The sequence below is a fragment of the Pedobacter polaris genome, from assembly GCF_005116505.1.
GTDB lineage: Bacteria > Bacteroidota > Bacteroidia > Sphingobacteriales > Sphingobacteriaceae > Pedobacter > Pedobacter polaris.
Genome location: NZ_SWBR01000001.1, coordinates 992,420 through 1,017,895, shown reverse-complemented (window position 1 = coordinate 1,017,895; position 25,476 = coordinate 992,420). Strand labels below are relative to the sequence as shown.

The 25,476-nt window shown below is 34.1% G+C and carries 21 protein-coding genes; 15 read left to right on the top strand and 6 right to left on the bottom strand.

All coding sequences use genetic code 11. From position 1 onward, the window contains the following. Window positions 1-3: 3 nt before the first annotated feature. Window positions 4-2,388: an outer membrane beta-barrel protein gene (locus FA048_RS04510; RefSeq protein WP_136839008.1), complete on the top strand. Its 2,385-nt coding sequence runs from the start codon at window positions 4-6 to the stop codon at window positions 2,386-2,388. A gap of 8 nt (window positions 2,389-2,396) precedes the next feature. On the opposite strand, the gene panD is transcribed toward FA048_RS04510, so the two are convergent. After that, on the bottom strand, window positions 2,397-2,747 hold the full coding sequence (gene panD, locus FA048_RS04505) for an aspartate 1-decarboxylase (protein WP_136839007.1): 351 nt from the start codon (window positions 2,745-2,747) through the stop codon (window positions 2,397-2,399). Between the two features lie 70 nt (window positions 2,748-2,817). Then, window positions 2,818-3,666 carry a pantoate--beta-alanine ligase gene (panC, locus tag FA048_RS04500; RefSeq protein WP_136839006.1) on the bottom strand — a complete coding sequence of 283 codons (849 nt, stop codon included), beginning with the start codon at window positions 3,664-3,666 and terminating at the stop codon, window positions 2,818-2,820. A 149-nt stretch (window positions 3,667-3,815) separates the two neighbouring features. Here panC and FA048_RS04495 point away from each other — a divergent pair, with 149 nt between their 5' ends. The 3 genes from FA048_RS04495 (at window position 3,816) to glmS (ending at window position 8,009) form a co-directional block, all read left to right on the top strand. Continuing rightward, entirely contained in the window at window positions 3,816-4,640 is an 825-nt protein-coding gene (locus FA048_RS04495; protein WP_136839005.1) for a glycogen/starch synthase, read from the top strand. 24 nt (window positions 4,641-4,664) lie between these two features. Beyond that, window positions 4,665-6,092 (top strand): DUF4270 domain-containing protein, encoded by a 1,428-nt coding sequence (locus FA048_RS04490; protein ID WP_136839004.1) that lies wholly within the window; start codon window positions 4,665-4,667, stop codon window positions 6,090-6,092. A 78-nt stretch (window positions 6,093-6,170) separates the two neighbouring features. After that, window positions 6,171-8,009 carry a glutamine--fructose-6-phosphate transaminase (isomerizing) gene (gene glmS / locus FA048_RS04485; RefSeq protein WP_136839003.1) on the top strand — a complete coding sequence of 613 codons (1,839 nt, stop codon included), beginning with the start codon at window positions 6,171-6,173 and terminating at the stop codon, window positions 8,007-8,009. Window positions 8,010-8,055: 46 nt separating this feature from the next. Here glmS and FA048_RS04480 read toward each other — a convergent pair whose 3' ends face one another. Further along, window positions 8,056-8,478 carry a single-stranded DNA-binding protein gene (locus FA048_RS04480; RefSeq protein ID WP_136839002.1) on the bottom strand — a complete coding sequence of 141 codons (423 nt, stop codon included), beginning with the start codon at window positions 8,476-8,478 and terminating at the stop codon, window positions 8,056-8,058. Between the two features lie 18 nt (window positions 8,479-8,496). Then, a complete protein-coding gene (gene mutY, locus FA048_RS04475) occupies window positions 8,497-9,540 on the bottom strand; it encodes an A/G-specific adenine glycosylase (protein ID WP_136839001.1) in 1,044 nt (347 codons plus the stop codon). A gap of 171 nt (window positions 9,541-9,711) precedes the next feature. On the opposite strand from mutY, the gene FA048_RS04470 reads away from it, so the two are divergent. From FA048_RS04470 to FA048_RS04440, 7 genes are all read left to right on the top strand, one after another. Further along, on the top strand, window positions 9,712-10,014 hold the full coding sequence (locus tag FA048_RS04470) for an HU family DNA-binding protein (RefSeq protein WP_055133196.1): 303 nt from the start codon (window positions 9,712-9,714) through the stop codon (window positions 10,012-10,014). A 6-nt stretch (window positions 10,015-10,020) separates the two neighbouring features. After that, a complete protein-coding gene (locus FA048_RS04465; protein ID WP_136839000.1) occupies window positions 10,021-10,881 on the top strand; it encodes a tetratricopeptide repeat protein in 861 nt (286 codons plus the stop codon). A 244-nt stretch (window positions 10,882-11,125) separates the two neighbouring features. Continuing rightward, window positions 11,126-12,676 carry an Rne/Rng family ribonuclease gene (locus FA048_RS04460; protein ID WP_136838999.1) on the top strand — a complete coding sequence of 517 codons (1,551 nt, stop codon included), beginning with the start codon at window positions 11,126-11,128 and terminating at the stop codon, window positions 12,674-12,676. Window positions 12,677-12,819: 143 nt separating this feature from the next. Then, on the top strand, window positions 12,820-14,196 hold the full coding sequence (radA, locus tag FA048_RS04455; RefSeq protein WP_136838998.1) for a DNA repair protein RadA: 1,377 nt from the start codon (window positions 12,820-12,822) through the stop codon (window positions 14,194-14,196). Window positions 14,197-14,588: 392 nt separating this feature from the next. Then, window positions 14,589-15,059, top strand: coding sequence for a DUF4920 domain-containing protein (locus FA048_RS04450; protein ID WP_136838997.1), 471 nt, complete (start codon window positions 14,589-14,591; stop codon window positions 15,057-15,059). Window positions 15,060-15,199: 140 nt separating this feature from the next. Next, window positions 15,200-15,757 (top strand): LemA family protein, encoded by a 558-nt coding sequence (locus tag FA048_RS04445; RefSeq protein WP_136838996.1) that lies wholly within the window; start codon window positions 15,200-15,202, stop codon window positions 15,755-15,757. Further along, window positions 15,757-16,713 carry a DUF3137 domain-containing protein gene (locus FA048_RS04440; RefSeq protein WP_136838995.1) on the top strand — a complete coding sequence of 319 codons (957 nt, stop codon included), beginning with the start codon at window positions 15,757-15,759 and terminating at the stop codon, window positions 16,711-16,713. Before FA048_RS04445 ends, FA048_RS04440 begins: the two co-directional genes overlap by 1 nt. A gap of 429 nt (window positions 16,714-17,142) precedes the next feature. On the opposite strand, the gene carB is transcribed toward FA048_RS04440, so the two are convergent. Then, the gene (gene carB / locus FA048_RS04435; protein ID WP_136838994.1) at window positions 17,143-20,040 is read right to left on the bottom strand and encodes a carbamoyl-phosphate synthase large subunit; all 2,898 of its coding nucleotides are present in this window, start codon (window positions 20,038-20,040) and stop codon (window positions 17,143-17,145) included. A gap of 211 nt (window positions 20,041-20,251) precedes the next feature. Further along, on the bottom strand, window positions 20,252-20,569 hold the full coding sequence (locus FA048_RS04430; protein WP_136838993.1) for a carboxypeptidase-like regulatory domain-containing protein: 318 nt from the start codon (window positions 20,567-20,569) through the stop codon (window positions 20,252-20,254). 242 nt (window positions 20,570-20,811) lie between these two features. Between FA048_RS04430 and FA048_RS04425 the strand changes: the two genes are divergently transcribed. The 4 genes from FA048_RS04425 to FA048_RS04410 all read left to right on the top strand — a co-directional run bounded on the left by FA048_RS04425 (window position 20,812) and on the right by FA048_RS04410 (window position 25,457). After that, window positions 20,812-21,333, top strand: a complete 522-nt coding sequence (locus FA048_RS04425) for a hypothetical protein (protein WP_136838992.1) — start codon at window positions 20,812-20,814, stop codon at window positions 21,331-21,333. 151 nt (window positions 21,334-21,484) lie between these two features. Beyond that, complete coding sequence (gene pnuC, locus FA048_RS04420; protein WP_136838991.1) at window positions 21,485-22,108, top strand: nicotinamide riboside transporter PnuC; 624 nt, start codon at window positions 21,485-21,487, stop codon at window positions 22,106-22,108. Further along, window positions 22,092-22,619 carry an AAA family ATPase gene (locus FA048_RS04415; RefSeq protein WP_136838990.1) on the top strand — a complete coding sequence of 176 codons (528 nt, stop codon included), beginning with the start codon at window positions 22,092-22,094 and terminating at the stop codon, window positions 22,617-22,619. Before pnuC ends, FA048_RS04415 begins: the two co-directional genes overlap by 17 nt. 465 nt (window positions 22,620-23,084) lie before the next feature. Then, window positions 23,085-25,457 (top strand): TonB-dependent receptor, encoded by a 2,373-nt coding sequence (locus FA048_RS04410; protein ID WP_136838989.1) that lies wholly within the window; start codon window positions 23,085-23,087, stop codon window positions 25,455-25,457. Window positions 25,458-25,476 lie beyond the last annotated feature (19 nt).

Below are 25,476 nucleotides of genomic sequence, written 5' to 3'. Positions count from 1 at the left end.
CACATGTTCAATAGACGATTTCTGCTTTTCTTCTCCTTAACACTATTAAGCTTAAATGTTCATTCGCAAACCCTTCTTAAAGGAAAAACAGTAGACCAAAGAGGCTATCTTCCTTATGTAAATATTATTTTAGTTGATCAACAAGACACTACTCAGGTTAAAAGTTTAACGAGTGATTCTATTGGTAACTTCGAATTAAAAAACATAAGAAAAGGGAAATATACTCTATCCTTCTCGTTAATCGGATATCAAAGAAACACCCGTACTATTTCCTTTGAAACTTCCGTCTTAAGGACTGTGGCACTTGGAGATGTAATTTTAATTGAAGAGCTAAATTTATTAAGCGAAGTTACGATATCAGGCGGAACACCCAGCTTCCGCACTCAAAATGGCCAGCTTAAAATTGGTGTTGCAAATAATGCATTCTTTAAGTCCGCCTCCAATTTGTTAGACGTTTTTAAAAAGCTCCCTGGCTTGCAGGTTAATCAAGACGGCACAATGCAATTAGCCAGCCGAGCAACCCCTACCTTATTTGTTGATGGAAAACCGGCCAACATGAATAACGACGAGATCCAAACTTATTTGAGCAGTTTATCACCTGACATGGTCGAATCTATTGAAATTATTAACCAACCCTCTTCAAAATATGATGGCGAATATCAGGGAATTATCGATGTAAAGTTAAAGAGGCATCAATCTTTAGGTTTAAAAGGAACTTACAATGGCCGTTTTCAGCGGAATAACTATAGTTTACTAGACAATAACTTATCGCTCGTTTATAAAACAAATCGCTTTATTTATGACTTAAAACTAGGCCATACTACTGGGAGCACATTTTATAAGTATCATGCTTTGCAGTATTTGCCCGATGCTAATGCGATGACTACCGACACGCGGACAGCTACCGCAAACCAGAATTATAATGTTCAGGCAAAAATCTCTTATGAACTTAAAAAAGGGCAAAACATTGAAGCTTTTGTCCGTAACTTCCAAATAACTAGAGAAGCCACATCACGCAATTTGTTAATTACCCAAAACCCTGATTTAAGCAAAACAATTGGGCTTATTAAAAGCAACAACGATGCCTTTCCAAAACAGCACAATTATGCAGGAGGCTTCAATTACGATGCTCAGTTTAAGAGCAGTGAACTACATCTAATTGCTTCTTTTGCCCAGGTTGATAACAGGCAGACTGAAGATATTCAGAACCGCAATGATTTTACCAATACATTGCTCAACTATTGGAAGACTAAGTCGAGAAATAACATCTTAATCCGTATGGCTCAAGTAGATTATGTTAAAAATATGAGCGTGGGTAAACTGGAATTTGGCGGTAAATTTGCTTATAGCACCACTCAAAACGATCTCCGTTATGATACATTAGGCAATGATGCTATTTTTAGTTTAGATCTTAAGCGTAGCAATCAGTTCCAATATCAAGAGTATATTGCAGCAGGCTATCTGTCATATATCGGCAATTGGAACAAATTTAATTATCGTTTGAGTTTAAGAACAGAGCATACTACTACCGAGGCTAATTCTATCACCACAAATATGATTACCGAAAGAAGATACCTAAAGTGGCTGCCAAGCTTGAGCCTTACTTACGCTATTAACAAAGATGAACAGCTTACTTTAAGTTACAGCAGACGGTTGACAAGACCAACTTTTGCTGCTTTAAATCCATTCCGTTTTTATTATAGTCCGCGCCACTATTGGATAGGTAATCCTTACCTACAACCCTCTACAACAAATCTTCTCGCACTCTCTTTTAGCAGGAAAGTGCTAAACATCTCACTAAATGCTGGGCGAGAGATTAACCCCATGGAGCGCTATCCTGAATACAATCCGGAGACCAACGAGTTGATTTTTTTGGGCCGAAACATCCCTTATAGAGATTTTGCTAACATCTTGGTAAGCTTACCGGTAACAGTAAATAAATGGTGGAGGATGAACAATAATGCTGGCCTGTATTATAATAAGGAATTAAGGCCTTATTTCGGAAACGTCTATAAAATACCTATCTATAACTATACGCTTAATGGGAGCCAAGTTTTTAGTTTAAAAGAATGGTTATTAGACCTGAGTTATACCTACGAATCAAAAAGTGGAAATGGGCTTTACATCATGAAACCTGTGTATGGAATTGACTTCGGACTTCAAAAGGCCTGGTTAAAGAATACAATTAACACTAAGCTTACCCTCTATGATGCATTCGACAACATCAAAAGAAGACTTATTTTTAGAGATAAAACTATGTTTAATAATGATTTTTACCACTACTTCGCATCCCAGCGACTCGTCTTCAGCTTAACCTATAATTTTGGCAATTCAACTTATAAAGCCCGGGAAAACAAAAAGAGTGATGAAGAGAATAGAGCCAATTGATAAAGCTATTATTTCAATAACTTATTATTATCATCTGGAAAAACAAGAATAGGCTGATATTTTTTGGCCTCTTCCATAGGAAGTGAGCCATAAGACATGATAATCAAGATATCACCAACTTGCACTTTTCTGGCTGTTGCGCCATTTAAGCAAATTGTACCGGTACCTCTTTCACCTCTAATGGCATAAGTTTCGAAACGTTCTCCGTTATTATTATTTACAATTTGAACTTTCTCATTTGCAATAATATTGGCTGCATCTAATAAATCTTCATCTATTGTAATACTACCTACGTAATTTAATTCTGCCTGCGTTACTTTAACACGGTGTATTTTCGATTTTAGAATCTCGATAATCATTCCGCAAAGTTAGGAATAAAGTTTAAAGTTTGGAGCTAATAGTTCTCAGCTCAAAGTCAAAAACTCAAGTTTAATTAAGAAGCATATTATCTATTAGTCTGGTTTGGCCAACTTTAGCTGCAACCAATGCAATGAGATTCTTTGCTTCTTTATCCTTAATAGGCAATAAAGTTTCCCCATTTGCAATTGTAAAATAATCCAGATCTACGCCTTGTGTTCCATTAATCATTTCTTTTGCAGAAGCTAATAGTTCTATTACGCTTAGTTTTTCAAAGTTATCCCTTACAAACTGTAATGCTTTGCTTAATATTAAAGCATTCTCTCGATCAACATTTGAGAGATGGATATTTCTTGAACTCATTGCTAATCCATCACTTTCTCTGATAATGGGGCAAGAGACAATTTCTAAAGGCATATTAAAATGTTTCACCATGTTTTTAATCATCAGTACCTGCTGAAAATCCTTCTGTCCAAAAAATGCAATGTCTGGATTAACAGCGTCAAATAGTTTCTTCACAATCTGTGTAACTCCTTGGTAATGTCCTTTTCTAAATTCTCCTTCCAGCAAAAACTCAGCGTTACCTAAATCTATGTGCCAATTTTCTAATTTAGGAAAAGTTGGATACATTTCTTTAACAGTGGGCATAAATACAAAATCACATCCAGCTTCCGTTAGCATCTTAATATCGTGCTCCAGTGGCCTAGGATATTTCTCTAGGTCTTTAGGGTCTGTAAATTGTGTTGGGTTTACGAAAATACTACACACTACTATATCAGCATGCTGTTGTGCAATCTCTATAAGAGATAAGTGCCCCTTGTGCAAAGCCCCCATTGTAGGAACTAAAGCTACTTTAGATTTTGCCTTTTTAAAAGGTTGAAGTACCGTTTTTAATGCTGATATTGTATGTATAATTTCCAAATTAACGACTGGTTTTTAAGGGGGCTAAGTTGAGCATTTATCTAAAAATTACAAAGCCTATTGCATAAGATATTGATAAATATTAATATTATACGTACCTTTGCACCTTGATAATCTTGAAATTAACATAATTAATATACAATATGGAGATGGCAAAAACGAAGCTACTGATTGTTACACACGAGATGTCGCCTTTCCTCGAACTTACCAAAATTTCAGAAATTACCCGTCAATTACCTCAAGCAATGCAAGAAAAAGGATTTGAAATCCGTATCTTAATGCCAAGGTTTGGGAACATAAATGAAAGAAGGAACAGGTTACACGAAGTTATTCGTTTATCGGGTATGAACATTATTATTGATGATAATGATAATCCTTTAATAATTAAGGTAGCCTCAATTCCTGCTGCACGTATGCAGGTTTATTTCTTGGATAATGAAGATTATTTTCAAAGAAAGTATGTTTTCAGAGATAAAGAAAACAAATTCTATGCAGATAATGATGAGCGTACTATTTTCTTCTGCAAAGGCGCATTAGAAACAGTTAAAAAACTTGGCTGGGCTCCAGATATTGTTCATTGCCATGGCTGGATGACTTCTTTGGTTCCAGCTTACATTAAAACTACGTATAAGAACGACCCAACTTTTAAAAATGCAAAGGTGGTTTATTCCGTTTACGAGAACTGTTTTACTGAAACTTTAAATACTGATTTGCATAAAAAAGCAGTTATGCAAAATATGACTGAAGATGACACAAAAGCTTTTATCAACGCAAACAACAATAGTTTACATATTGGAGCTATAACACACTCAGACGCAGTTGTTTTAGCTGATGAAAAGCTTGATAATGATGTGTTAAAATTTGTTAAAGATTCTAATAAACCAACTTTAGCCTTTAATTTAACCGAAAATTACGAGAACTTCTTCAATTTTTATGAAGAAATCTCTGATGAAGAATTGGTTTCAGTAGCTTAAAAGAAGCATTATTTAATAACAAATATGAAATTTATAAAACTAGACTTATTAACCCTGTTGATAAGTCTTTTTCTTTTCGCTTCATGCGAAAACACTTCAACAATAGGTTTAGAAGTAGATCCAAATAGTGCTGTTCAAGGAGATCTTGTTGATTCGATAACGATTAATTCTAGGACTCTACTAGATGATGTAACTGAAACAAGCCAAGCCTTAAGACACCCTCTTGGTTATCTCAAAGACCCTTTGTTTGGAACTACCGAAGCTAGCATAGCTATGGTTGTGAATTTACCAGTTAACGCTTATAATTTCGGTTCCATTCCTCTTTTAGATTCTGCTGTTCTTGTTTTAAACTATGGCGGTGAATTTTACGGTGACAGTACTGCTACTTATAGTATTGATGTTCATCAATTAGATGATAACATTTCTTTAAACGGATCTTTTCCAAGCAATAAAGCTTATACCCATTCATCAACTGTTTTAGGTAGCAAAACTGGGAAAATCTATCCTACAACTAAATATAAAGTTACTGATATTGTTGTTGGAAAAGCTGATACACTTAGAACAGTTACGCCTCAATTAAGAATTCCTATAAATAAAACATTTATTGAGGAGAATATTATAAGCATTAATGCAGAAAACCTAAAGTTTAATGAGAATTTTGTCCGTTACTTAAGAGGGTTTAAAGTTCAGCTCAACAAAACAAATTCTACAGGTAATGGAGGTTTAATGTTTTTCGATTTTGCTGGGACAAATTCATCTTTAGTTCTTTATTATAAAAAACAGAATAACGCAACAACAGGAGCAATAGATACGGTCTCTGTTAGCTTTCCGATAACAACAGCTTCAAATCCTATTGCCTCAACAATTAAGCACGATTATACAGGAACAGCAGTGGCAACACAATTGGCAAATCCTAACACCCAATATTCAACAACATTTTTGCAACCTTTAGCTGGTTTAAGAAACAAAATTACATTTCCATATTTGAGCAAATTTTCCACTAATGTTGGTAAAATTGCTATAAATAAGGCTGAATTAGTGATAGATTTAAGTTCTGGATCTGATGGAATTCCTTACGGAGCTGCGCCAAGATTGTCTCTTTATAGAAATGATATTGCGGAAAGAAGACAAAATCTTCCTGATAACAATACTGGAACACAAACTAGTAGTGGAGACCCACGAGCTTTTGGCGCTACAGTTTTCGGTGGATACTTTAATACAGTAACCAAACAATATGTTTTCGTAGTAACAGCCTATATACAAGACTTATTAGATGGGAAATTGACAGATTATGGTACTTTTTTAGCGCCCATACCTTCAACCGTATCAGAGTTTAGTGTTTTTCCTTCTATTTCAACAGGAGCCAGATCAGTAGTAGGGAGCTTTAAAAAGACTCCAGCTGCAGGAGACAATGTTATGAAATTGAATATTTATTATACGAAAATCAAGTAGCAAACTTTCATATCATTTATTCTATAAAATCCCCCGATAATTATCTATTTTCGGGGGATTTATTTTTATAAAAATTTTATGTGTGGAATTGTAGGTTATATCGGCTTCCGTGAAGCTTGGCCAATAGTAATTAAAGGTTTAAAAAGATTAGAGTATCGTGGTTATGATAGTGCAGGTATTGCATTGATTGACAATAATGATCTAAATATTTATAAAAAAGCAGGTAAAGTTCAGGAGCTTGAAAACTATGCAGAAGGAAAAAACATTTCTGGCACTATAGGAATGGGACATACCCGATGGGCAACTCATGGCGCCCCATCAGACAGAAACTCACACCCTCATACTTCTAATAATGGCAGGTTAAGTATTATCCATAATGGCATCATTGAAAACTACGCCACGCTAAAGGAAGAACTTGAAAGAAGAGGCCATACTTTTAATAGTGATACTGATACTGAAGTCTTAATACATCTTATAGAAGAAATATATAAGAATGAGAATACCGATCTCTTAGAAGCCGTAAGACTTGCTTTAAAAGAAGTAAATGGAGCCTATGCCATAGTAGTTATGGACCAAGACAATCCAAATGAACTTATTGCTGCTAGAAAAGGAAGTCCAATGGTAATAGGTGTTGGGCAAGGAGAGTATTTTATTGCTTCAGATGCCACACCAATTATAGAATACACTAAAAACGTAATTTACCTTAATGATAATGAAATAGCTTTCTTAAAAAGAGATGAACTGTTAATTAAAAGGCTAGATAATGTTGTTCAAACGCCATATATCCAAGAACTTGAGCTCAAGTTGGAAATGCTTGAAAAGGGCGGATATGATCATTTCATGCTAAAAGAAATCTATGAACAACCACGTTCAATTAGAGATTGTATGAGAGGCCGTATTTACCCAGAGGATGGCACAGTACAATTAGGGGGAATAAAAGAGTTTGCTGATAAGCTAAAGAACATTGATCGTATAATAATTGTTGCTTGTGGTACTTCATGGCATGCTGGTCTTGTTGGAGAATACTTAATAGAAGAGTATGCTCGTATCCCTGTTGAGGTTGAATATGCTTCTGAGTTTAGATACAGAAATCCAATTATCACAGAGAAGGATGTTGTTATTGCCATATCTCAATCTGGTGAAACCGCAGATACCATGGCCGCTATAGAAATGGCTAAAGAAAAAGGAGCAACAATTTTTGGTGTTTGTAATGTTGTTGGCTCTTCTATTCCAAGATTAACCCATGCAGGGGTTTATACCCATGCTGGACCAGAAATCGGAGTAGCATCAACAAAAGCCTTTACCGCTCAGGTTACTGTTCTTACTTTGATGGCTTTTTATATGGCACAACAAAAAGGAACAATTGCAAACTCAAAACTAGTTGAGTTGCTAACTGAACTAGATTGTATTCCTGATAAAATCCATAAGGCTCTGCTGTCTAATGACGTGATAAAGTCTATTGCAGAAAAATTTAAAGACTCAAGAAACTGTTTATTCCTTGGAAGAGGAAGTGGCTTTCCTGTGGCTTTAGAAGGAGCTTTAAAATTAAAAGAAATATCTTATATCCATGCAGAAGGTTATCCAGCTGCCGAAATGAAACACGGACCTATAGCTTTAATTGATGAGGAAATGCCTGTTGTAGTTATTGCTACAAAAAATTCTTCTTATGAAAAAGTTATCAGTAATATTCAAGAAGTGAAAGCTAGAAAAGGTGTTGTAATTGCGATTGTAACTGAAGGTGATACAGAAGTTAAAAAGATGGCTGACTACTGCATCGAAATACCAGATGCTGATGAAGCATTTTTACCTTTACTAGCCACAATACCTTTACAACTTTTATCTTATCATATTGCTGTAATGAGAGGTTGCAATGTTGATCAACCTCGAAACCTAGCTAAATCTGTAACAGTAGAATAAAATAAAAAGGCTCCAAATTGGAGCCTTTTTATTTTATAAGTTAGTTTTAAAATGGTAAATCTCCGGTCTCATCAACCGGGCTTACAAAGTCTTCTTCACTTTTAGGAGTTCCGCTACTTACAGGCGTATTCTCAAAATCGCTTTTTCTACCTAGCATTGTAAAGTTTTCTGCTACAACTTCGGTAACATATTTTTTCACCTTTTCTTTATCTTCAAAAGAACGGGTTCTAAGTTTCCCTTCAATATAAACTAATTTCCCTTTTTGTAAATATTTCGACGCTACTTCTGCAAGGCCTCTCCATAGCACAATATTGTGCCACTCAGTTTGCTCTACTCGTTTACCATCTTTATTATAGGTTTCTGAAGTTGCTAATGGGAAACTCGCAACAGTAACGCCTCCTTCTAAATGCCGAACTTCTGGATCTTTACCCAGGTGTCCAACTAAAATAACTTTGTTAATACCAGACATAGTTTTATTTGGTTAGTTTTATAAATATGTTTCAATAAAATTGCTAATAACTTTTGGATGTGGCAATGCTTTGAAATCCTCAATTAAAACAGATTTAATTTCTGCATGTAGATTAAAGTTAACAATATAATTATCTAAACCAAAAAATTGCACATATATAATTTGGTGTGTCAATAAATGCTTTTTCTGGCTTAACAATTTGATATTTACTTCATTACCAAATAAATATTTTATTTGATTCCAGAAGTCGGGTTTTAAGTATTCTTCATTATCCAAAGTTTCAATTAAAGGAAAATCATACATCTGTTCCCATATATCTCCCGGCTTTCTTTGCTTTGTTAAAACATGATCATCTTTAACTCCTATGAAATAGTTGAACCATCTTTCTCTAATCTTCACCTTTTTTAGCTTTAGTGGCAAAATATCAACTTTGTTATGCTTAAATGCAAAACAATTAAGTCTTAATGGGCAAATACTACATAACGGCGATTTTGGTTTACACTGCAAAGCGCCAAACTCCATAATTGCTTGATTATATAGTGAAGGTTGTTGATCTTCAATTAAACTTTGAGCAAGTTCAGTAAATTCCTTCTTTCCTAAAGTGGAGTTAATGGGTTCTTCAACACCGAAATATCTTGATAAAACCCTAAATACATTTCCATCAACTACTGCTTTAGATTGATTATTTGCAAACGAGGATATTGCTGCCGCTGTATATTCTCCAATTCCCTTAAGTTTAATAAGTTCATCATATTTAACAGGAAATATACCTCCATGTAATTCCATAACTTGCTTTGCTGTAAAAAGCATATTTCTTCCTCTAGAATAATATCCTAAACCTTGCCAAAGCTTTAAGACATGAGTTTCTGAAGCATTTGCAAAATCCTCAACCTTTGGAAAATGTTGTAAAAATTTATTAAAATATGGTAACCCTTGCTCAACCCTAGTTTGTTGAAGAATAATCTCTGATAACCAAATTACATAAGCATCCGTTGTACTGCGCCAAGGGAGGTCACGTTTATTTAATTTATACCACTTTATTATTTCATTTTGGAAGTTCATTCCGTCAAAAATACAATCAAATTATAGGATTTTCGTAAAACTTGCATTTACATGATAAGATTGATTGTAAATAAATCATCTTTTATTTTCCTATCTCATTAAAAAGCAATACTTTTGCAACCCCAAAACAGTTATAATATTTAACACACAATAACTTAATAATAGAAAAATATGACTAAGGCAGATATTATTTCAGAAATATCAACAAAGACAGGAATTGAAAAAGTAGACGTTCAAGAAACAGTTGAAGCGTTTTTCAAAGTAATTAAAAATAGCATGATTGGCGGCGAGAATGTTTACGTTAGAGGCTTTGGTAGTTTCGTTGTAAAAAAGAGAGCACAAAAAACTGCTAGAAATATTTCTAAAAACACTGCGATTATTATCCCAGAGCATTTCGTGCCAAGCTTTAAACCAGCAAAAGTATTTGTTGATAAAGTAAAAAACAACTCTAAAAAAGTTAAAGCAGAAGCTTAATATATCATGTTAAACAATATCCGTTCAAAACAGGCCATTCTTATTGTTGCAATACTATTGCTTGTTGGATTTTTGTTTTCTAGAGATGTTAAGGGTCTTGTAAAGCCGAAAGATGAAAGTGGCAAAATGCCAACAACTGCGCAGCCTACAGTTACACAGTTAACTATTGAAGAAGTATCATCAACAGCGAAAAACTTAATAAGTAATGTAACTGCAAAAGATATTTCTGCATTAGAAAGCAAATATAATGCTGCTTCATCAGTAGAGAGAATTGAAAATGCAAAACAACTAGCCCAAAAATGGGATGATCTTGAGCAAGCAGCCCCAAGTGCAATGTACTTAGAGGTTGTGGCTAAAGGAGAACCTACTTTAAATAATTGGGTGTTGGCAGGAACACGTTTCTTAAAGGCATTTGACAATACACAGGATAGTTTAGTACAACCTGTAATGCTACAAAAAGCAAATGCATCTTTTACTAGTGCATTAGCAATTGACTCAACCAATAATGATGCTAAAACCGGATTAGGGATTACCATTGTAAACGGTATGGGAGCCCCAATGCAAGGTATAGCCATGCTAATGGATGTAGTTAAGAAAGACCCAAAAAATTTAAAAGCAAACATGAATTTAGGCATGTTCGCTATAAAGTCTGGTCAGTTTGATAAAGCTATTGTTCGCTTTAATGATATCATTAGCAATATTAAAGCTTCACCAGATGCCTATTTCTTCTTAGCTACAGCTTATGAGAATTTAGGTAAAAACAACGAAGCAATAGACGCTTATTTAAATAGCAAGAAATTAGCAGCTAACCCAACCTTATCAAATTTCATTGATAAAAAGGTTACTGAGTTAAAAAATAAACGTTAATTAACAGATTAATAAAAACATTAAAAACTTAAAATTATGCCAAGCGGTAAAAAAAGAAAAAGACATAAAATGGCTACCCACAAACGTAAAAAACGTTTAAGAAAAAACAGACACAAGAAAAAATAGGATTTCCCTATTAGTGTATTGACATAAATAAATGCTTGAGAATTTTGAGCATTTATTTTTGATTCAATGTTTTTTGGTCCATGTGTAATAAGGCTTTATGCCTTAAAATCTGTAGCTTTTGGTAAAAGAATTAATAATCGATTCAACTCCTACGGGAGTAACCATAGCTTTAATTGAAGATAAATACTTAGTAGAGCTTCATAAGGAACACATTAACAACAATTACGCCGTTGGCGACATTTATTTAGGCCGCATTAAAAAAATTATGCCAGGTCTAAATGCTGCATTTGTTGATGTTGGTTATGAGAAAGATGCATTCTTGCATTATTTTGATTTAGGCCCTCAAGTACAGTCTTTAATAAAGCTTACTAAAATTAAGCGTAACGGCACAGTTAATGGCACTTTATTAGATAATTTTAAATTAGAATCTGACATTAATAAAGCGGGTAAAATATCCGATATTGTCAGCAAAAATTTGATCCTCCCTGTTCAAATTGCTAAAGAACCTATTTCTACTAAAGGGCCTAGATTAAGCTCTGACCTTTCTATTGCAGGAAGGTACATTGTTTTAGTGCCTTTTTCTAACGTAATATCGATCTCCAAAAAGATTAAAAGCAATACCGAACGTAATCGTTTAAAGAAGATTATTGAAAGTATAAAGCCTAAAAATTTCGGAGTAATCATTAGAACCGTTTCAGAAGGCAAAGGCGTTGCCGAATTACAAAAAGATTTATTGGATTCTGTATCCAAATGGGAAAACTTTATTAAAAAGTTACCTGAGGCAGAACCTTCTAAACGTGTTTGGGGAGAGATGGATCGTACTTCTACCCTAATCAGAGATATTTTAAATGCTGATTTTGCTAACGTTTATGTGAACGATGCAAATCTATTTGAAGATATCCGTTCTTATGTTCATGAGATTTCTCCAGAAATGGAAAAGATCGTAAAACATTACAAACATAAAGAACCAATTTTCGAACATTTCGGCGTAGAGAAACAAATTAAAAATGGCTTTGGAAAAACAGTAAATTTTGCTGGAGGAGCCTATTTGGTAGTAGAACATACAGAAGCTTTACATGTAATTGATGTAAACAGTGGTAATAGAACTGCTAGTAAAGAAAATCAAGAAGAAAACGCACTTCAAGTTAATAAAGAAGCTGCGAAAGAAATTGCTCGTCAATTGAGATTACGAGATATGGGTGGCATTGTGGTTATTGATTTTATTGATATGCACAAAGCAACTAACCGTAAAGTTCTTTTCGATTACTTACGCGAATTGATGTTGCTAGATCGTGCGAAGCACACCATTTTACCCCCAAGTAAATTTGGTTTAGTACAAATTACTCGTCAGCGTGTTAGGCCCGAAATGAATATTGTTACGGTAGAAAAATGCCCTACTTGCGATGGTACTGGAGAAATTAAAGCAAGCATTGTATTAATGGATGATATTGAAAGTAATTTAACTTACATTTTGCAAGAGCAGAATGAAAAGAATATCACACTTTGTGTACATCCTTATATTGCTGCTTACATCAAAAAAGGATTGGTTTCTTTACAATGGAAATGGTTCTTCAAATTTGGCCAACGCATTAAAGTGAGAGCCGTTTCATCGTACAACCTTACTGAATTTCATTTTCTGTCATCAAAAGATGAAGAGATTAAGTTATAATTACAACTTAGATTGAAGAGTTCAAAAAGCCTGGTTTTAAAATCCAGGCTTTTTTGTTTAAAACTTAATCTAATTTTTTAGGTGATTAGCTATAAATTCGTAACAACAAATCGTCATTCGTAAATCTAAAATCATAAATCAAATTGGCTAAAACAAAATCAGCATATTTCTGTCAAAGTTGTGGTTATGAATCTGCCAAATGGCTAGGTAAATGTCCTTCTTGTAACGAATGGAATACTTTTGTAGAAGAGGTTATTGATAAAGGCTCAGCAAATATTCCAACTTGGAAATCAGCCTCTGGAACGCAAAGGTTAAGTAAACCAAGCAAGGTAGAGGAAATTCAAAGCGCTACAGAAGAAAGAACCAGTACAGGGGATTTAGAATTAGATAGAGTTTTAGGAGGAGGATTAATTGCTGGTTCGGTTATTCTTATTGGTGGTGAGCCAGGAATAGGAAAATCTACCTTAATGCTACAGCTCGCATTAAATGTAACAGGCAAGAAAGTACTCTATGTTTCAGGAGAAGAAAGTGAACAACAAATTAAAATGAGAGCAGAAAGGATAACCGCAAATCCTAAGGCTGATTGCTATATTCTTACTGAAACCTCAACACAAAATATTTTTAAACAGATTGAGCAATTAGAACCAGAAATTGTAATTGTAGATTCAATTCAAACATTGCATTCATCTCATATAGAATCTACTCCTGGCAGTGTTTCGCAGGTTAGAGAATGTACGGCAGAGTTATTGCGTTTTGCTAAAGAAACCAATACGCCGGTTTTTTTAATTGGTCATATTACTAAAGATGGTGCTATTGCGGGTCCAAAAATATTAGAACACATGGTAGATACTGTTCTACAATTTGAGGGAGACAGACATCATATTTATAGAATTTTAAGGTCGATAAAAAATCGATTCGGCGCTGCTTCTGAGTTAGGCATTTATGCCATGCAAAGTAATGGTTTAAGAGAAGTTTCAAATCCCTCTGAAATTTTATTATCTCAAAGGGACGAAGAGCTAAGCGGAATAACAATTGGCGCTACTTTAGAAGGCGCTAGACCAATGCTTATTGAAACACAGGCATTAGTTAGCATTGCGGCATACGGAACACCTCAGCGCTCTGCAACAGGCTTTGATACCAAAAGAATGAACATGCTTTTAGCTGTTCTTGAAAAAAGATGCGGATTTAGGTTAAGCGCTAAAGATGTATTTTTAAATATTGCAGGTGGAATTAAAGTAGAAGACCCAGCAATTGACTTATCAATTATGGCCGCTATAATTTCTTCTCATGAGGATATTTTTATCTCTTCAAAAATTTGTTTTGCAGCAGAAGTGGGCCTGTCTGGTGAAATAAGAGCAGTAAATAGAATTGAGCAACGTATATCTGAAGCAGAAAAATTAGGTTTCGAAAAAATATTCATTTCAAATTACAACCTTAAAGGATTAAATAAGGACAAATTCAAAATTCAGATTGTTACAGTTAGCAAAATTGAAGAAGTTTTTAGTTTATTATTTGGCTAAAAATGTTCCTAAATTTTATCTATTGGAATTAAATTACCCAAAATATGATTTGCTGGGAGTTATTTCCACACCTTTTTTCCATAAAATAGGTTTTGGCATATGATAAAAAATATATAAATTATTATTTATCAGTCATTTACTCATACATCAAGATTAAAAATCAATCTTGGATAACTTATTGTCTTAATGCTTATATGTTCTTATCCAGCAATGGGTGCTAACAACAATAGGGATGATTGGCCCCACTGCTGCAAAGTAGTGGGGTTTTTTTTTGATAAATTATGATGATTACAATTAGAGTAACATTATTAATTTAGATTCCCTATTTAGAAAGATTTTAAATATTTTTGTATTGATAAGCGTAAGGATTACAACAATTTAAATACAAAAAAATGAAAAAAATTATTTTAGCTCTAGCACTATGTATGTTTAGTGCATTTGCTTTTGCACAAGATGCTACTTCTTATGAGGGAAAATCTTTTGGCGAAGGTGTTAAGAAGGGTAATGTGATTACTACTGCAGAAGTTGATGCAAAACTAGGTGAAAGCACAAAAAAAGATATGAAAGTTACTGGCGAAGTGGTTTTAGTTTGTCAGAAAAAAGGATGTTTCATGAACTTAGCTTTGCCAAATGGTCAAACCATGTTTGTAAACTTTAAAGATTATGCTTTTTTTATGCCTAAAGATTTAGCTGGCAAAAAAGTAGTAATTGATGGTTTTGCAGAAAGAAAAGAAACTTCTGTTGAAGATTTAAAACATTTTGCAGAAGATGCAAAGAAATCACCTGAAGAAATAGCAAAAATTACAAAACCTAAAAAAGAAATTGTGTTTGAAGCAAAAGGAGTCGTAATTTTAGAAAATTAGAAAGGTTCTCCTTTTTAATATTGATTGGTTGAACCCTGCTCTCTCCGGAGCAGGGTTCTTTTTTTTATAAATATTTTGTAACAGCTTTAGCAATTGTACATCTATACGTTTATATTTATAAAGACTTAAATTAATATCACATGATTATTGTAGCTGTAATTGCCATCCTTATTTTAATCTTTGGCATTGGAATATATAATTCCTTAATTAGCAAGAAAAACCAAGTAGCAAATGCATTTTCTGCAATTGATGTAATGCTTAAAAAGCGTTTCGATCTTTTACCAAATTTAGTAGAAACCGTTAAGCAATACATGCAATATGAAGGTGATACCCTTACTAAAATCACTGAATTAAGGGGCAAAGCTTTAGGAACAAATGTTAGCGAAAGTGACAAATTAGCGCTAGATCAACAAATTGGCACTGCAGTAAAAGGATTAATGGTTAGTGTAGAGAATTATCCAGACCTTAAAGCAAATACAAACTTCCTTAACTTACAAAGCACTTGGACAGAAAGTGAAGAACAAATCGCTGCAGCAAGAAGAAACTACAATTCTTCAGTAACTACCTATAATAATGCTGTTATGATGTTTCCCGGCAACATGTTTGCTGGCATGCTAGGTTATCAACCAATGCAAGTTTTAGCAGCGGCAGAAGAAGAACGTAAAAATGTAAGTGCTAAAGAACTTTTTAATAGTTAATGGCAACAAACTTTACAATAGAACCATCCGTTCAAAATGTGTTATCCGAATTAGAAATTCTTCGGAAAAAGATAGTTTCTAGCAATATTCAAGGTTGGGGTGCTATTTTTTTAGGTGTAGTTTTTTTAATCGTTGCTATCGCATTAGGGCAGTTAGTTGCTGGATTAATTGTAGCCGCTATTACCATTATTCCCGGAGGTATAATCTTGTATAGAATTAGCGATGAAACAGATTTATACAAAAGCAGATTTAAACAGGATGTTGTTGGTGCAGCATTAAATGCAGTAGATCAAACATTAACTCTAGATCCTTATAATGGAATTTTAGAGGCTGAATTTAGATTTTCTCAATTATTTACAACAGAACCCGATAGATACCATACAGAAGATCTGGTTACTGGAAAAATTGACAAGACAAGCTTCTATTTTGCGGAAGTACATGCAGAATATAAAACCGAAACTCAAACTAAAAATGGCAGACAGGTAACCTGGAATGACATTTTAAAAGGAATTGTGTTCACGGCAGATTTTAATAAACATTTTAATGGCGTAACGGTAATACGACCAAAAGATTTTGGAAGCTCAATTGGCGCTTGGTTCTCAAAGAATGTATATTCTTTTGGCGATAAAAATGTAGTAGAACTAGAGAATGATGCCTTCAATAAAAATTTTGTTGTTTATAGCACAGATCAAATTGAAGCTCGTTACATTTTAACACCAGCTATCATGGAAAGAATTGGCGATTTAAATGAGCGCTCTGCTTATACAGTTTCACTATCATTTATCAATTCGAGCATGTATATAGCTTTCCCCTTAGATCAAAATTATTTCGAACCACCTGTTTTTAAATCACTTCTGGCACCAGATTTATTAGATAATGATATGTCTATATTAAAGTTTATGTATGATATTGTACATGAATTGGATTTAAATACAAGGATTTGGACCAAGCAATAATCCTTCAATTATAACGGCATTGATTCTTTTTACTTGAAAAGCAAAACCAGCATTTCATTTTAATGTTAGTCCCGCTTTTACTTCAAGTCCTCGCTGCGCTGTGGGCTTTCCGTTCAATCGGGTTTATTGTACGGCAGGTTTTTATGAAACTATGAACTGCTTATTGCACTGTCAAAGTTATATAGCCCAAATTGAAGCGGTATGCTTTTTGTCTTCCCGAGCTTGTCGAAGGATAAAAAGATATAGCGGAAAGTTGGACTGGCATTAATTGTTGTGTTGTAATTGCGCTTCAAATTATCATTTATCTTTGTTATGCTCAGAATGACAATCTGTGTAAACAAAAAATCCCTCAACTTTCGTTAAGGGATTTTATTTTATGAATTAGTCTTCGACAAGCTCAGACCAACATTCCTATCTTTATTCTTAAATCTATTTAGACAAGTACATTGATTTATCTTTATATAACTTACGGAAATAAGGATCTTCTAAATCTTTAATGAAACGAATGGCTTCACCTGTAGATTTCATTTCTGGACCCAATTCTTTGGTTACTTCTGGAAATTTATCAAAAGAAAAAACTGGTTCCTTAATTGCATATCCTTTTAACTTACGTACTATATTGAAGTCTCTTAACTTATTTACACCAAGCATAATTCTTGCTGCAATATTAATGTAAGGCACATCGTATGCTTTTGCAATGAAAGGAACCGTACGTGATGCTCTTGGATTTGCCTCTATTACATAAACCTTATCGTCTTTAACTGCAAACTGAATATTTAATAAGCCGATTACATTTAAAGCTTTTGCAATTTTCTTAGAATAAGTTTCCATATCTGATATTACCTTTTCAGATAAGCTGAATGGAGGTAAAACTGCGCTTGAGTCTCCAGAGTGGATACCTGCAGGCTCAATATGTTCCATTAAACCTACAATATGACAATCTGTTCCATCAGAAATTGAATCTGACTCTGTTTCTTCTGCCCTATCTAAAAAGTGATCGATCAGCACACGGTTGCCAGGCAAGTCGCCTAATAATTTTACTACTGCTTTTTCTAGGTCTTCATCATTAATTACAATGCTCATTCCTTGCCCACCTAATACATAACTTGGGCGAACCAACACGGGATATCCAACTTCGTTAGCAACTACAATAGCTTCTTCGGCATTTTCTGCAACACCGTATCTTGGGTAAGGAATATTTAGTTCTTTTAACAAGTCAGAGAAACGTCCACGATCTTCTGCAACATCCATGTCGTTGTATGAAGTACCAATGATTTTAATATTGTTCTCATGTAGTTTTTCGGCCATTTTAAGAGCTGTTTGACCGCCCAATTGAACAATAACCCCAACTGGATTTTCAAGCTCAATGATTTCACGTACATGCTCCCAGAATACTGGCTCGAAATATAATTTATCAGCCATGTTAAAATCTGTAGAAACCGTTTCTGGATTGCAATTGATCATAATCGCTTCGAAACCACTTTCTTTAGCAGCCAACAATCCGTGCACACAAGAATAATCAAATTCTATACCCTGTCCAATTCTGTTTGGCCCTGATCCTAAAACAATTACTTTTTTCTTGTCAGATACGATTGATTCGTTGGTACCAAGTTCTTCCCCACTTGAAAGTATTTCTTTACCAACAAGTGAAATTTGAATTGGAGATTCTTCAAAGGTTGAGTAAAAATAAGGTGTTTGTGCAGCAAATTCAGCAGCACAAGTATCAACCATTTTATAAACTCTTCTAATACCTAATTCTTTACGGCGATTGTAAACATCATCTTCTGTTACATTGCCTAAAACGTAAGCAACTTGTATATCTGAAAAACCTCTCTGTTTTAAATTAAAGAAGAAATCTTTAGGAATATTATTTAATGAATAGCGTTTTAGCTCAACCTCAAGGTTAACCAATTCTTGAATTTGGGATAAGAACCATTTATCTATTTTAGTTACTTTACGAATTGATTCAAGTGGTACGCCCATGCTCATTGCATCTTTAATTAAGAACAATCTGTTCCAACTTGGATGCTCTAAACCATACATAATTTCATCAATGCTTCTATTATGTCTTCCATCTGCGCCTAAACCTGCTCTACCAATTTCTAAACTCTGAGTTGCTTTTTGCAAAGCCTCAATAAAGCTTCTTCCAATTGCCATTACTTCACCTACAGATTTCATCTGAAGTCCGAGTTCCATATTGGCACCTTTAAATTTATCGAAGTTCCAACGAGGAATTTTTACAATAACATAATCTAAAGTAGGTTCAAAATAAGCTGATGTAGTTTTGGTAATCTGATTTTCAATTTCATCCAAATTATATCCGATGGCCAATTTAGCAGCAATTTTCGCAATTGGATAACCAGTTGCTTTACTTGCCAAGGCCGATGAACGTGAAACACGAGGATTAATTTCGATAGCGATTATATCATCATTATCTGGATTTACAGAGAATTGAACATTACATCCACCTGCAAAGTTACCAATGGCACGCATCATTTTAATTGCTTGATTACGCATTTCTTGGTAACAACGGTCAGATAATGTCATTGCCGGAGCAACAGTAATAGAGTCTCCTGTATGGATACCCATTGGGTCGAAATTTTCGATTGAACAGATAATGATTACATTATCATTGCCGTCTCTTAAAAGCTCCAATTCATATTCTTTCCAGCCTAAAACTGCTTTCTCAACTAAAACTTCGTGAGTTGGCGAGGCTTCTAAGCCACGTTTCAAAGCAGCATCAAAATCTTCCTTTTTATGTACAAAACCACCACCAGAACCACCTAAAGTATAAGATGGGCGAATAACTAACGGAAAGCCTATATTTTGTGCAGCTTCTTTACCTTCTAAATAAGAATTTGCAATTTTAGATGGGGCAACACCCACACCTATATCAACCATTAATTGGCGGAAAGATTCCCTATTTTCAGTTTTTTCAATTGCTGCAACATCTACACCGATGATTTTTACGCCATGCGCTTTCCATATACCACGTTCTTCTGCATCAACACAAAGGTTTAATGCTGTTTGACCGCCCATTGTAGGCAATACCGCATCAATTTTAGGTAAATTAGGATTATTTGCATGATCAATTAAAATCTGTTCAATTGATTCTAATGTTAAAGGCAATAGATAAACATGATCGCCAATAACCTTATCCGTCATAATCGTTGCCGGATTTGAGTTGATAATTGAAACCGTGATTCCTTCGTCTTTAAGCGAAAGTGCAGCTTGAGAACCAGCATAATCAAACTCGCAAGCTTGCCCAATAATGATTGGTCCTGATCCGATAATTAGTACTGAACGTATAGATATGTCTTTAGGCATTGTGGGGTTTTAAAAAAGTCTAAAGTAAAAAGTCAAAAATTTGACTGATAGCTGGGAGAGATCCTCTGCTATGAAATGAAAAAATCCCAACTGCTCTGTCGGGATGCAAAGATAGGTTTTTGAATAGAGAAATTCTTGAATTTTTAAAAAAATATTGCAACAAAAAAGAGGGCGATTGCCCTCTTCTCATTTTATATATACACACACTTAATTATTGCAACATTTTTATTTCTCCAATATCAGTTGTAGCGCTATCTATAACGGCTACATTTTCTATTGATATGTCTTTATAAGGAGCATTTGCCTTTACCCAAACTGTATAAGTTCCTTTTTTCACCTTACTAAATACAAATGCACCGTTACTAATTTGGCTTCTTAGTGTATCTGTGCCTGCAATTGCTACTACTTCTTTCGCCCCTTCTGCTGGAGTTACCTTACCTTGAATTCCACCTTCTTTAATTGAACCGAATGCAAGTAATCCAATTGATAAACCTGCAATAGCCAAAATACTTAAACTTGCTCTTTTCATGACTTTAGTTTTTTAGTTAACATTATTAATTAAGCGTAAGTATTTTTCATCCAAATGGTTAATCTAAATATGTATAAAAATAACATGTCAATTAAACAGATTGTTTTAAAAAATATTGCGTTTATCTAAACTTTGCTAAACCAATAAAACAACAAAGATTTTAACCGTTCAAAAAAAAAGACAATTTTTTATGGTTTTTTAGACAGCCTAAAACTTTTAATAATATAGTTTGTTATTACTCTATGAAAAAGATAATTCTATCATTAATCATAGTCTCATGTGTTGCTCTAGGATGCGCAACAGTACAGTCGATTATCAAATCCACCTTTCCTTATACCTCTAGTTTGATTATCCCTGCTAGTTCTAAAACAAATACATTATTATCTGCAACGAGCTCTGCTAGCAGTTTTGATCAGATATTTGGTAATCAAAATGGTGCAGCTTACATTAAAGAAGTTAGGGTAGCCTCAGTAAGGTTAGATGCAAGTAATCCGACTAATCAGAATTTAGGAGTGCTTAAATCTGTTAAGATGTTCTTAGTTAACGGTAGCGGTGCAGAAGTCATGGTTGCGTCACGAAATGATATATCAGAAAATATTGGCAACAATCTTGTACTAGACATAGACAATTCACGTTTTGTAGATGATTATGTGAAAGGAAGTAATTTGAGAGTGAGGATGGAATACAGCTTGAGAAGTAGTTTATCAAGCGATGTAAGTGTAAGAGCGGCGATTAATTTTAGTTCATCGCCAAATACTAATTAGATCTAAAATTTCCTCAACAAGTTTGAGGATTCTTCATAAATAGTTTGTTTGGTTTATTGTCCGGTAGGGGTTGTTCCCTATCGGACTTTTTTGTTTTAGGGCTGAAAGGAAAAGCTTAAAGCAGAAAGATAAAATTTTATACTTTTGAAATATGTTATTACTAGCAAGCGGATTTAGCGAAAGCATAAAGCAGTTTCTTTTTGGAACAGGTTGGTTAGAATGGTTTGGAGTTTTTACCGGAATACTTTGCGTTTGGCTTGCTGCAAAAAATAACATCTGGAACTGGCCAATTGCAATTATTAGCGTATTAATTTACATTTTTATATTCTTTGAAAGTAGGCTATATGCAGATATGGGTTTACAGGTTTACTTTTTTGCCATGAATATTTACGGTTGGTATTACTGGAGCAAACAAAAGGATAATCTCGAAAAGGAAAGACCCATTAGCCTAATTACCAATAAAGAAATTACACTGTCTATTATAGGTGTAATAATTTTTACATTGATTTTAGGTTTTATTTTACATAAAAACACTGATGCATCTTTCCCATTTATAGATAGTTTTTGTACGGCTTGTAGTTTAATTGCTCAAATATTTTTAGCTAGGAAGGTATTACAAAATTGGTTAATATGGATATTCGTTGACATCATTTATGTTAGCGTTTATTTTTCGAAAGAATTATATGCAACAGGCTTGATGTATACTTTGTACATAGCTATTGCAACGATGGGATATATAGATTGGAGAAAAATTTATCGTGAACAACGCAATTAAAAAAATAGCAATTGTTGGTCCTGAAAGCACAGGGAAATCAACCATATCTATTGCTTTAGCAAAATATTACAATGTACCTTGGGTGCCAGAATATGCACGTTATTATTGCGCTGCATTAACGACTGATTGTACTTTACAAGATGAAATTAATATGTTTCATGGCCAGGTTGCATTAGAAGATTCTGTTTTGGCTACAGCTGATACTGATTTTATAATTTGCGACACTACATTTGCCACGGTAAAAATTTGGAGTGATGAATTTTTTGACGAAACACCTCAAATCGTTTTAGAGGGGTTAAAAAATCGTCTTTACGACTTCTACATTTTATTAGACATAGATTTACCTTGGCAAGATGATCCCCTAAGAGATTTTCCGCATATGCGTGATCACTTTATGGAAATTTGGCATAAAGAATTAAAAGCATTAAATGCAAATTATACAGTTGTAGGCGGCATAGAAAATCGTTTACAAAATGCTATTGAAGCCATTGATGGGTTTCTTAAGCGTTAAAATAGATAGCTCATCTATTTTTTTAAAGATTTGATAGCGTTAACGATGGAAGCGACATCCTTTTTGGCTGTCATCCTGGATGTAGGGGAAGGAAAGGCAAAAAGATATAGCGAACAGCGTGTTAAAACGCCCAAATTATTAATAAAGTCCTATCGTTTAATTTTACTTCTGGCTAATTTTCGAATCAATTTCTTAATCTCAATCATTTCATTACATTTGCATCATCAATAAGGGGTGCCTTGTTTTGTAAAAAACACAAATAAAGGCTGAGAACATACCCATTTTGAAGTTAAAAGTGAAACGTAATAAGTTATAAGTGAACCAACTTAAAACTTAAAACCTACAACTTAAAACTTTGAATGCACCTGATCCAGGTAATGCTGGCGTAGGGATGGTTTATGGAGTTTAACTAATTCGGAGGTAACCCCTACTTCCGAAACGTTTAACTAAAACAAAAATTACAAATTGAAAAAATTAAGATTTCTGGCATTACTTGCCATGCTGTTGCCTTGTGTTGCAATGGCTCAAATTACTGTTAATGGAAAAGTAACAGACAACAATCAAAAACCATTATCTGGAGCGACAATTAAACTAAAAAACAAGGCTATTACCATTCTTAGTGATAAAAATGGGGATTACATTTTAAGCCTAGCTTCAGGCAAATACACACTTAGTGTAAGTTATTTAGGATATAAAACTGAAGAAAAAACTATTGATATAAGCTCGAATAGTACGCTTAATTTCAGTTTAACTATGCAAAGTTTCGTTGGAGATGAAGTTGTGGTAAGCGCAACTAGAGCATCAAAAAATACCGCTACAACTTATAAAAACCTAGACAAGGCTGCATTAGAGAAAAATAATTTAGGCCAAGACCTCCCATACTTATTAAATCAAACACCTTCTGTAGTTGTTAGTTCTGATGCTGGCGCAGGAATTGGTTATACTGGCATAAGAATTCGTGGTAGCGATGCAACAAGAATTAATGTTACTGTAAATGGTATTCCATTAAATGATGCAGAAAGTCAGGGTAGTTTTTTTATTAACCTGCCTGATTTGGCTTCATCGGTTGACAATATTCAAATTCAACGCGGTGTTGGTACTTCTACAAATGGTGCTGGTGCTTTTGGCGCGAGTTTAAACATCCAAACTACAACAAGAAGAGATTCGGCCTATGCCGAACTGAACAATACTTATGGTTCATACGAAACCTGGAAAAACACAGTAAGTGTTGGTTCAGGACTTATCAATAACAAATTTAGTTTCGATGGTCGCTTGTCGAGAATTAAATCTGATGGTTATGTTGATAGAGCATCTTCAAACTTGAAGTCATTTTTTGTATCGGGCGCATATTATGGTAAAAAAGATATTCTTCGTGCTAATGTTTTTAGTGGTACCGAAAAAACTTATCAGGCATGGAATGGTATTTCGGAAGCTCAATTGACGGCCGACAGAAGGCATAATGATTTTACTTATGACAATCAAACAGATAACTATCAACAAGATCATTATCAATTATTTTACACACGTAGTTTAAGCAATCAGCTTGTAGCAAATGCGGCACTTCATTATACTTACGGAAGAGGTTATTACGAAGAATATAAAGAAAATCGTACGTTAGCTGATTATAACATTGCGCCGGTTGTAATTGGAGGCACTACCATTGATAAATCTGATTTAGTAAGGAGATTATGGCTTGATAACGATTTTTATGGTGTTACGTACTCCTTAAATTACACTCCAAAAAGTAATTTAAATTTTATTTTGGGTGGGGCTTACAATGAATATGACGGAAAACACTTTGATGAAGTAATTTGGGCAAAATATGCAAATTATGATGGAAGTGGTTCGATGAGACATAGATATAATGACAATGACGCTTTTAAAACAGATTTCAACATTTTTGGAAGAGCAAATTATCAAATAGAAAAAATTAACATTTTTGCAGACCTACAATACAGACATGTTTACTATTCTTATTTTGGCAAAGATGTTGCTGGCAATCCTGCACAACAAAATGCGACCTTAAATTTCTTTAATCCAAAAGCTGGTTTAACGTACAATTTCAACGAAAGAAGTAACATTTATGCATCTGTAGCTGTAGGAAATAAAGAACCGAACAGAAGAGATTTTACTGATTCTAATGTGAATAGCAGACCAAAATCAGAAAACTTAACAGATATTGAAGCTGGTTATAGAACTCAATTGAGCAATCTTTCTTTGGGCATTAATGGCTATGCAATGTTTTATAAAGATCAACTGATTAATACTGGTAAGTTAAACGATGTTGGTGGGCAAACCAGACAGAATGTGCCTGATAGCTACAGGTTAGGTATTGAATTTGATGGTCGCTGGCAAATTTTAAACAACTTCTATTGGGCTGGCACAGCTACATTAAGTCGTAATAAAATTAAAGAATTTACAGAATACATTTATGATGAGGCAGATAATTCACTATTAACCAACACTTATAAAAACACCAATATATCTTTCTCTCCATCGGTAATTGCATCAAGTGAAATTGGTTATGGCATTATTAAAAATGGAGAAATTGCTTTCATTAGTAAATATGTTGGCAAACAACATTTAGATAATACATCTGCGAATAGCCGTATATTATCTAGCTTTTTTGTAAATGATATTCGTTTAAGTTATAATACCGCTTTTGCTGGTGTTAAAAATATTGGATTGACGTTACTTGTAAATAATGTTTTTAGTACGCTTTATGAAAATAATGGGGGTTCTTACAGTTATCTTTATGGCGGAGCTTTAGATCGTGGCAATTACTATTATCCACAAGCAACACGTAACTTTTTGTTAAGTTTAAACGTTAAATTTTAATATCTAATCTTCGTCATAT

What these genes read in the sequence shown, in the direction of transcription:
- FA048_RS04510 (WP_136839008.1), top strand. Translation starts at nt 4, where the DNA reads ATGTTCAATAGACGATTTCTGCTTTTCTTCTCCTTAACACTATTAAGC.
- panD (WP_136839007.1), bottom strand. Translation starts at nt 2,747, where the DNA reads ATGATTATCGAGATTCTAAAATCGAAAATACACCGTGTTAAAGTAACG.
- FA048_RS04495 (WP_136839005.1), top strand. Translation starts at nt 3,816, where the DNA reads ATGGCAAAAACGAAGCTACTGATTGTTACACACGAGATGTCGCCTTTC.
- FA048_RS04490 (WP_136839004.1), top strand. Translation starts at nt 4,665, where the DNA reads ATGAAATTTATAAAACTAGACTTATTAACCCTGTTGATAAGTCTTTTT.
- glmS (WP_136839003.1), top strand. Translation starts at nt 6,171, where the DNA reads ATGTGTGGAATTGTAGGTTATATCGGCTTCCGTGAAGCTTGGCCAATA.
- FA048_RS04480 (WP_136839002.1), bottom strand. Translation starts at nt 8,478, where the DNA reads ATGTCTGGTATTAACAAAGTTATTTTAGTTGGACACCTGGGTAAAGAT.
- mutY (WP_136839001.1), bottom strand. Translation starts at nt 9,540, where the DNA reads ATGAACTTCCAAAATGAAATAATAAAGTGGTATAAATTAAATAAACGT.
- FA048_RS04470 (WP_055133196.1), top strand. Translation starts at nt 9,712, where the DNA reads ATGACTAAGGCAGATATTATTTCAGAAATATCAACAAAGACAGGAATT.
- FA048_RS04465 (WP_136839000.1), top strand. Translation starts at nt 10,021, where the DNA reads ATGTTAAACAATATCCGTTCAAAACAGGCCATTCTTATTGTTGCAATA.
- FA048_RS04450 (WP_136838997.1), top strand. Translation starts at nt 14,589, where the DNA reads ATGAAAAAAATTATTTTAGCTCTAGCACTATGTATGTTTAGTGCATTT.
- FA048_RS04445 (WP_136838996.1), top strand. Translation starts at nt 15,200, where the DNA reads ATGATTATTGTAGCTGTAATTGCCATCCTTATTTTAATCTTTGGCATT.
- FA048_RS04440 (WP_136838995.1), top strand. Translation starts at nt 15,757, where the DNA reads ATGGCAACAAACTTTACAATAGAACCATCCGTTCAAAATGTGTTATCC.
- carB (WP_136838994.1), bottom strand. Translation starts at nt 20,040, where the DNA reads ATGCCTAAAGACATATCTATACGTTCAGTACTAATTATCGGATCAGGA.
- FA048_RS04430 (WP_136838993.1), bottom strand. Translation starts at nt 20,569, where the DNA reads ATGAAAAGAGCAAGTTTAAGTATTTTGGCTATTGCAGGTTTATCAATT.
- FA048_RS04425 (WP_136838992.1), top strand. Translation starts at nt 20,812, where the DNA reads ATGAAAAAGATAATTCTATCATTAATCATAGTCTCATGTGTTGCTCTA.
- pnuC (WP_136838991.1), top strand. Translation starts at nt 21,485, where the DNA reads ATGTTATTACTAGCAAGCGGATTTAGCGAAAGCATAAAGCAGTTTCTT.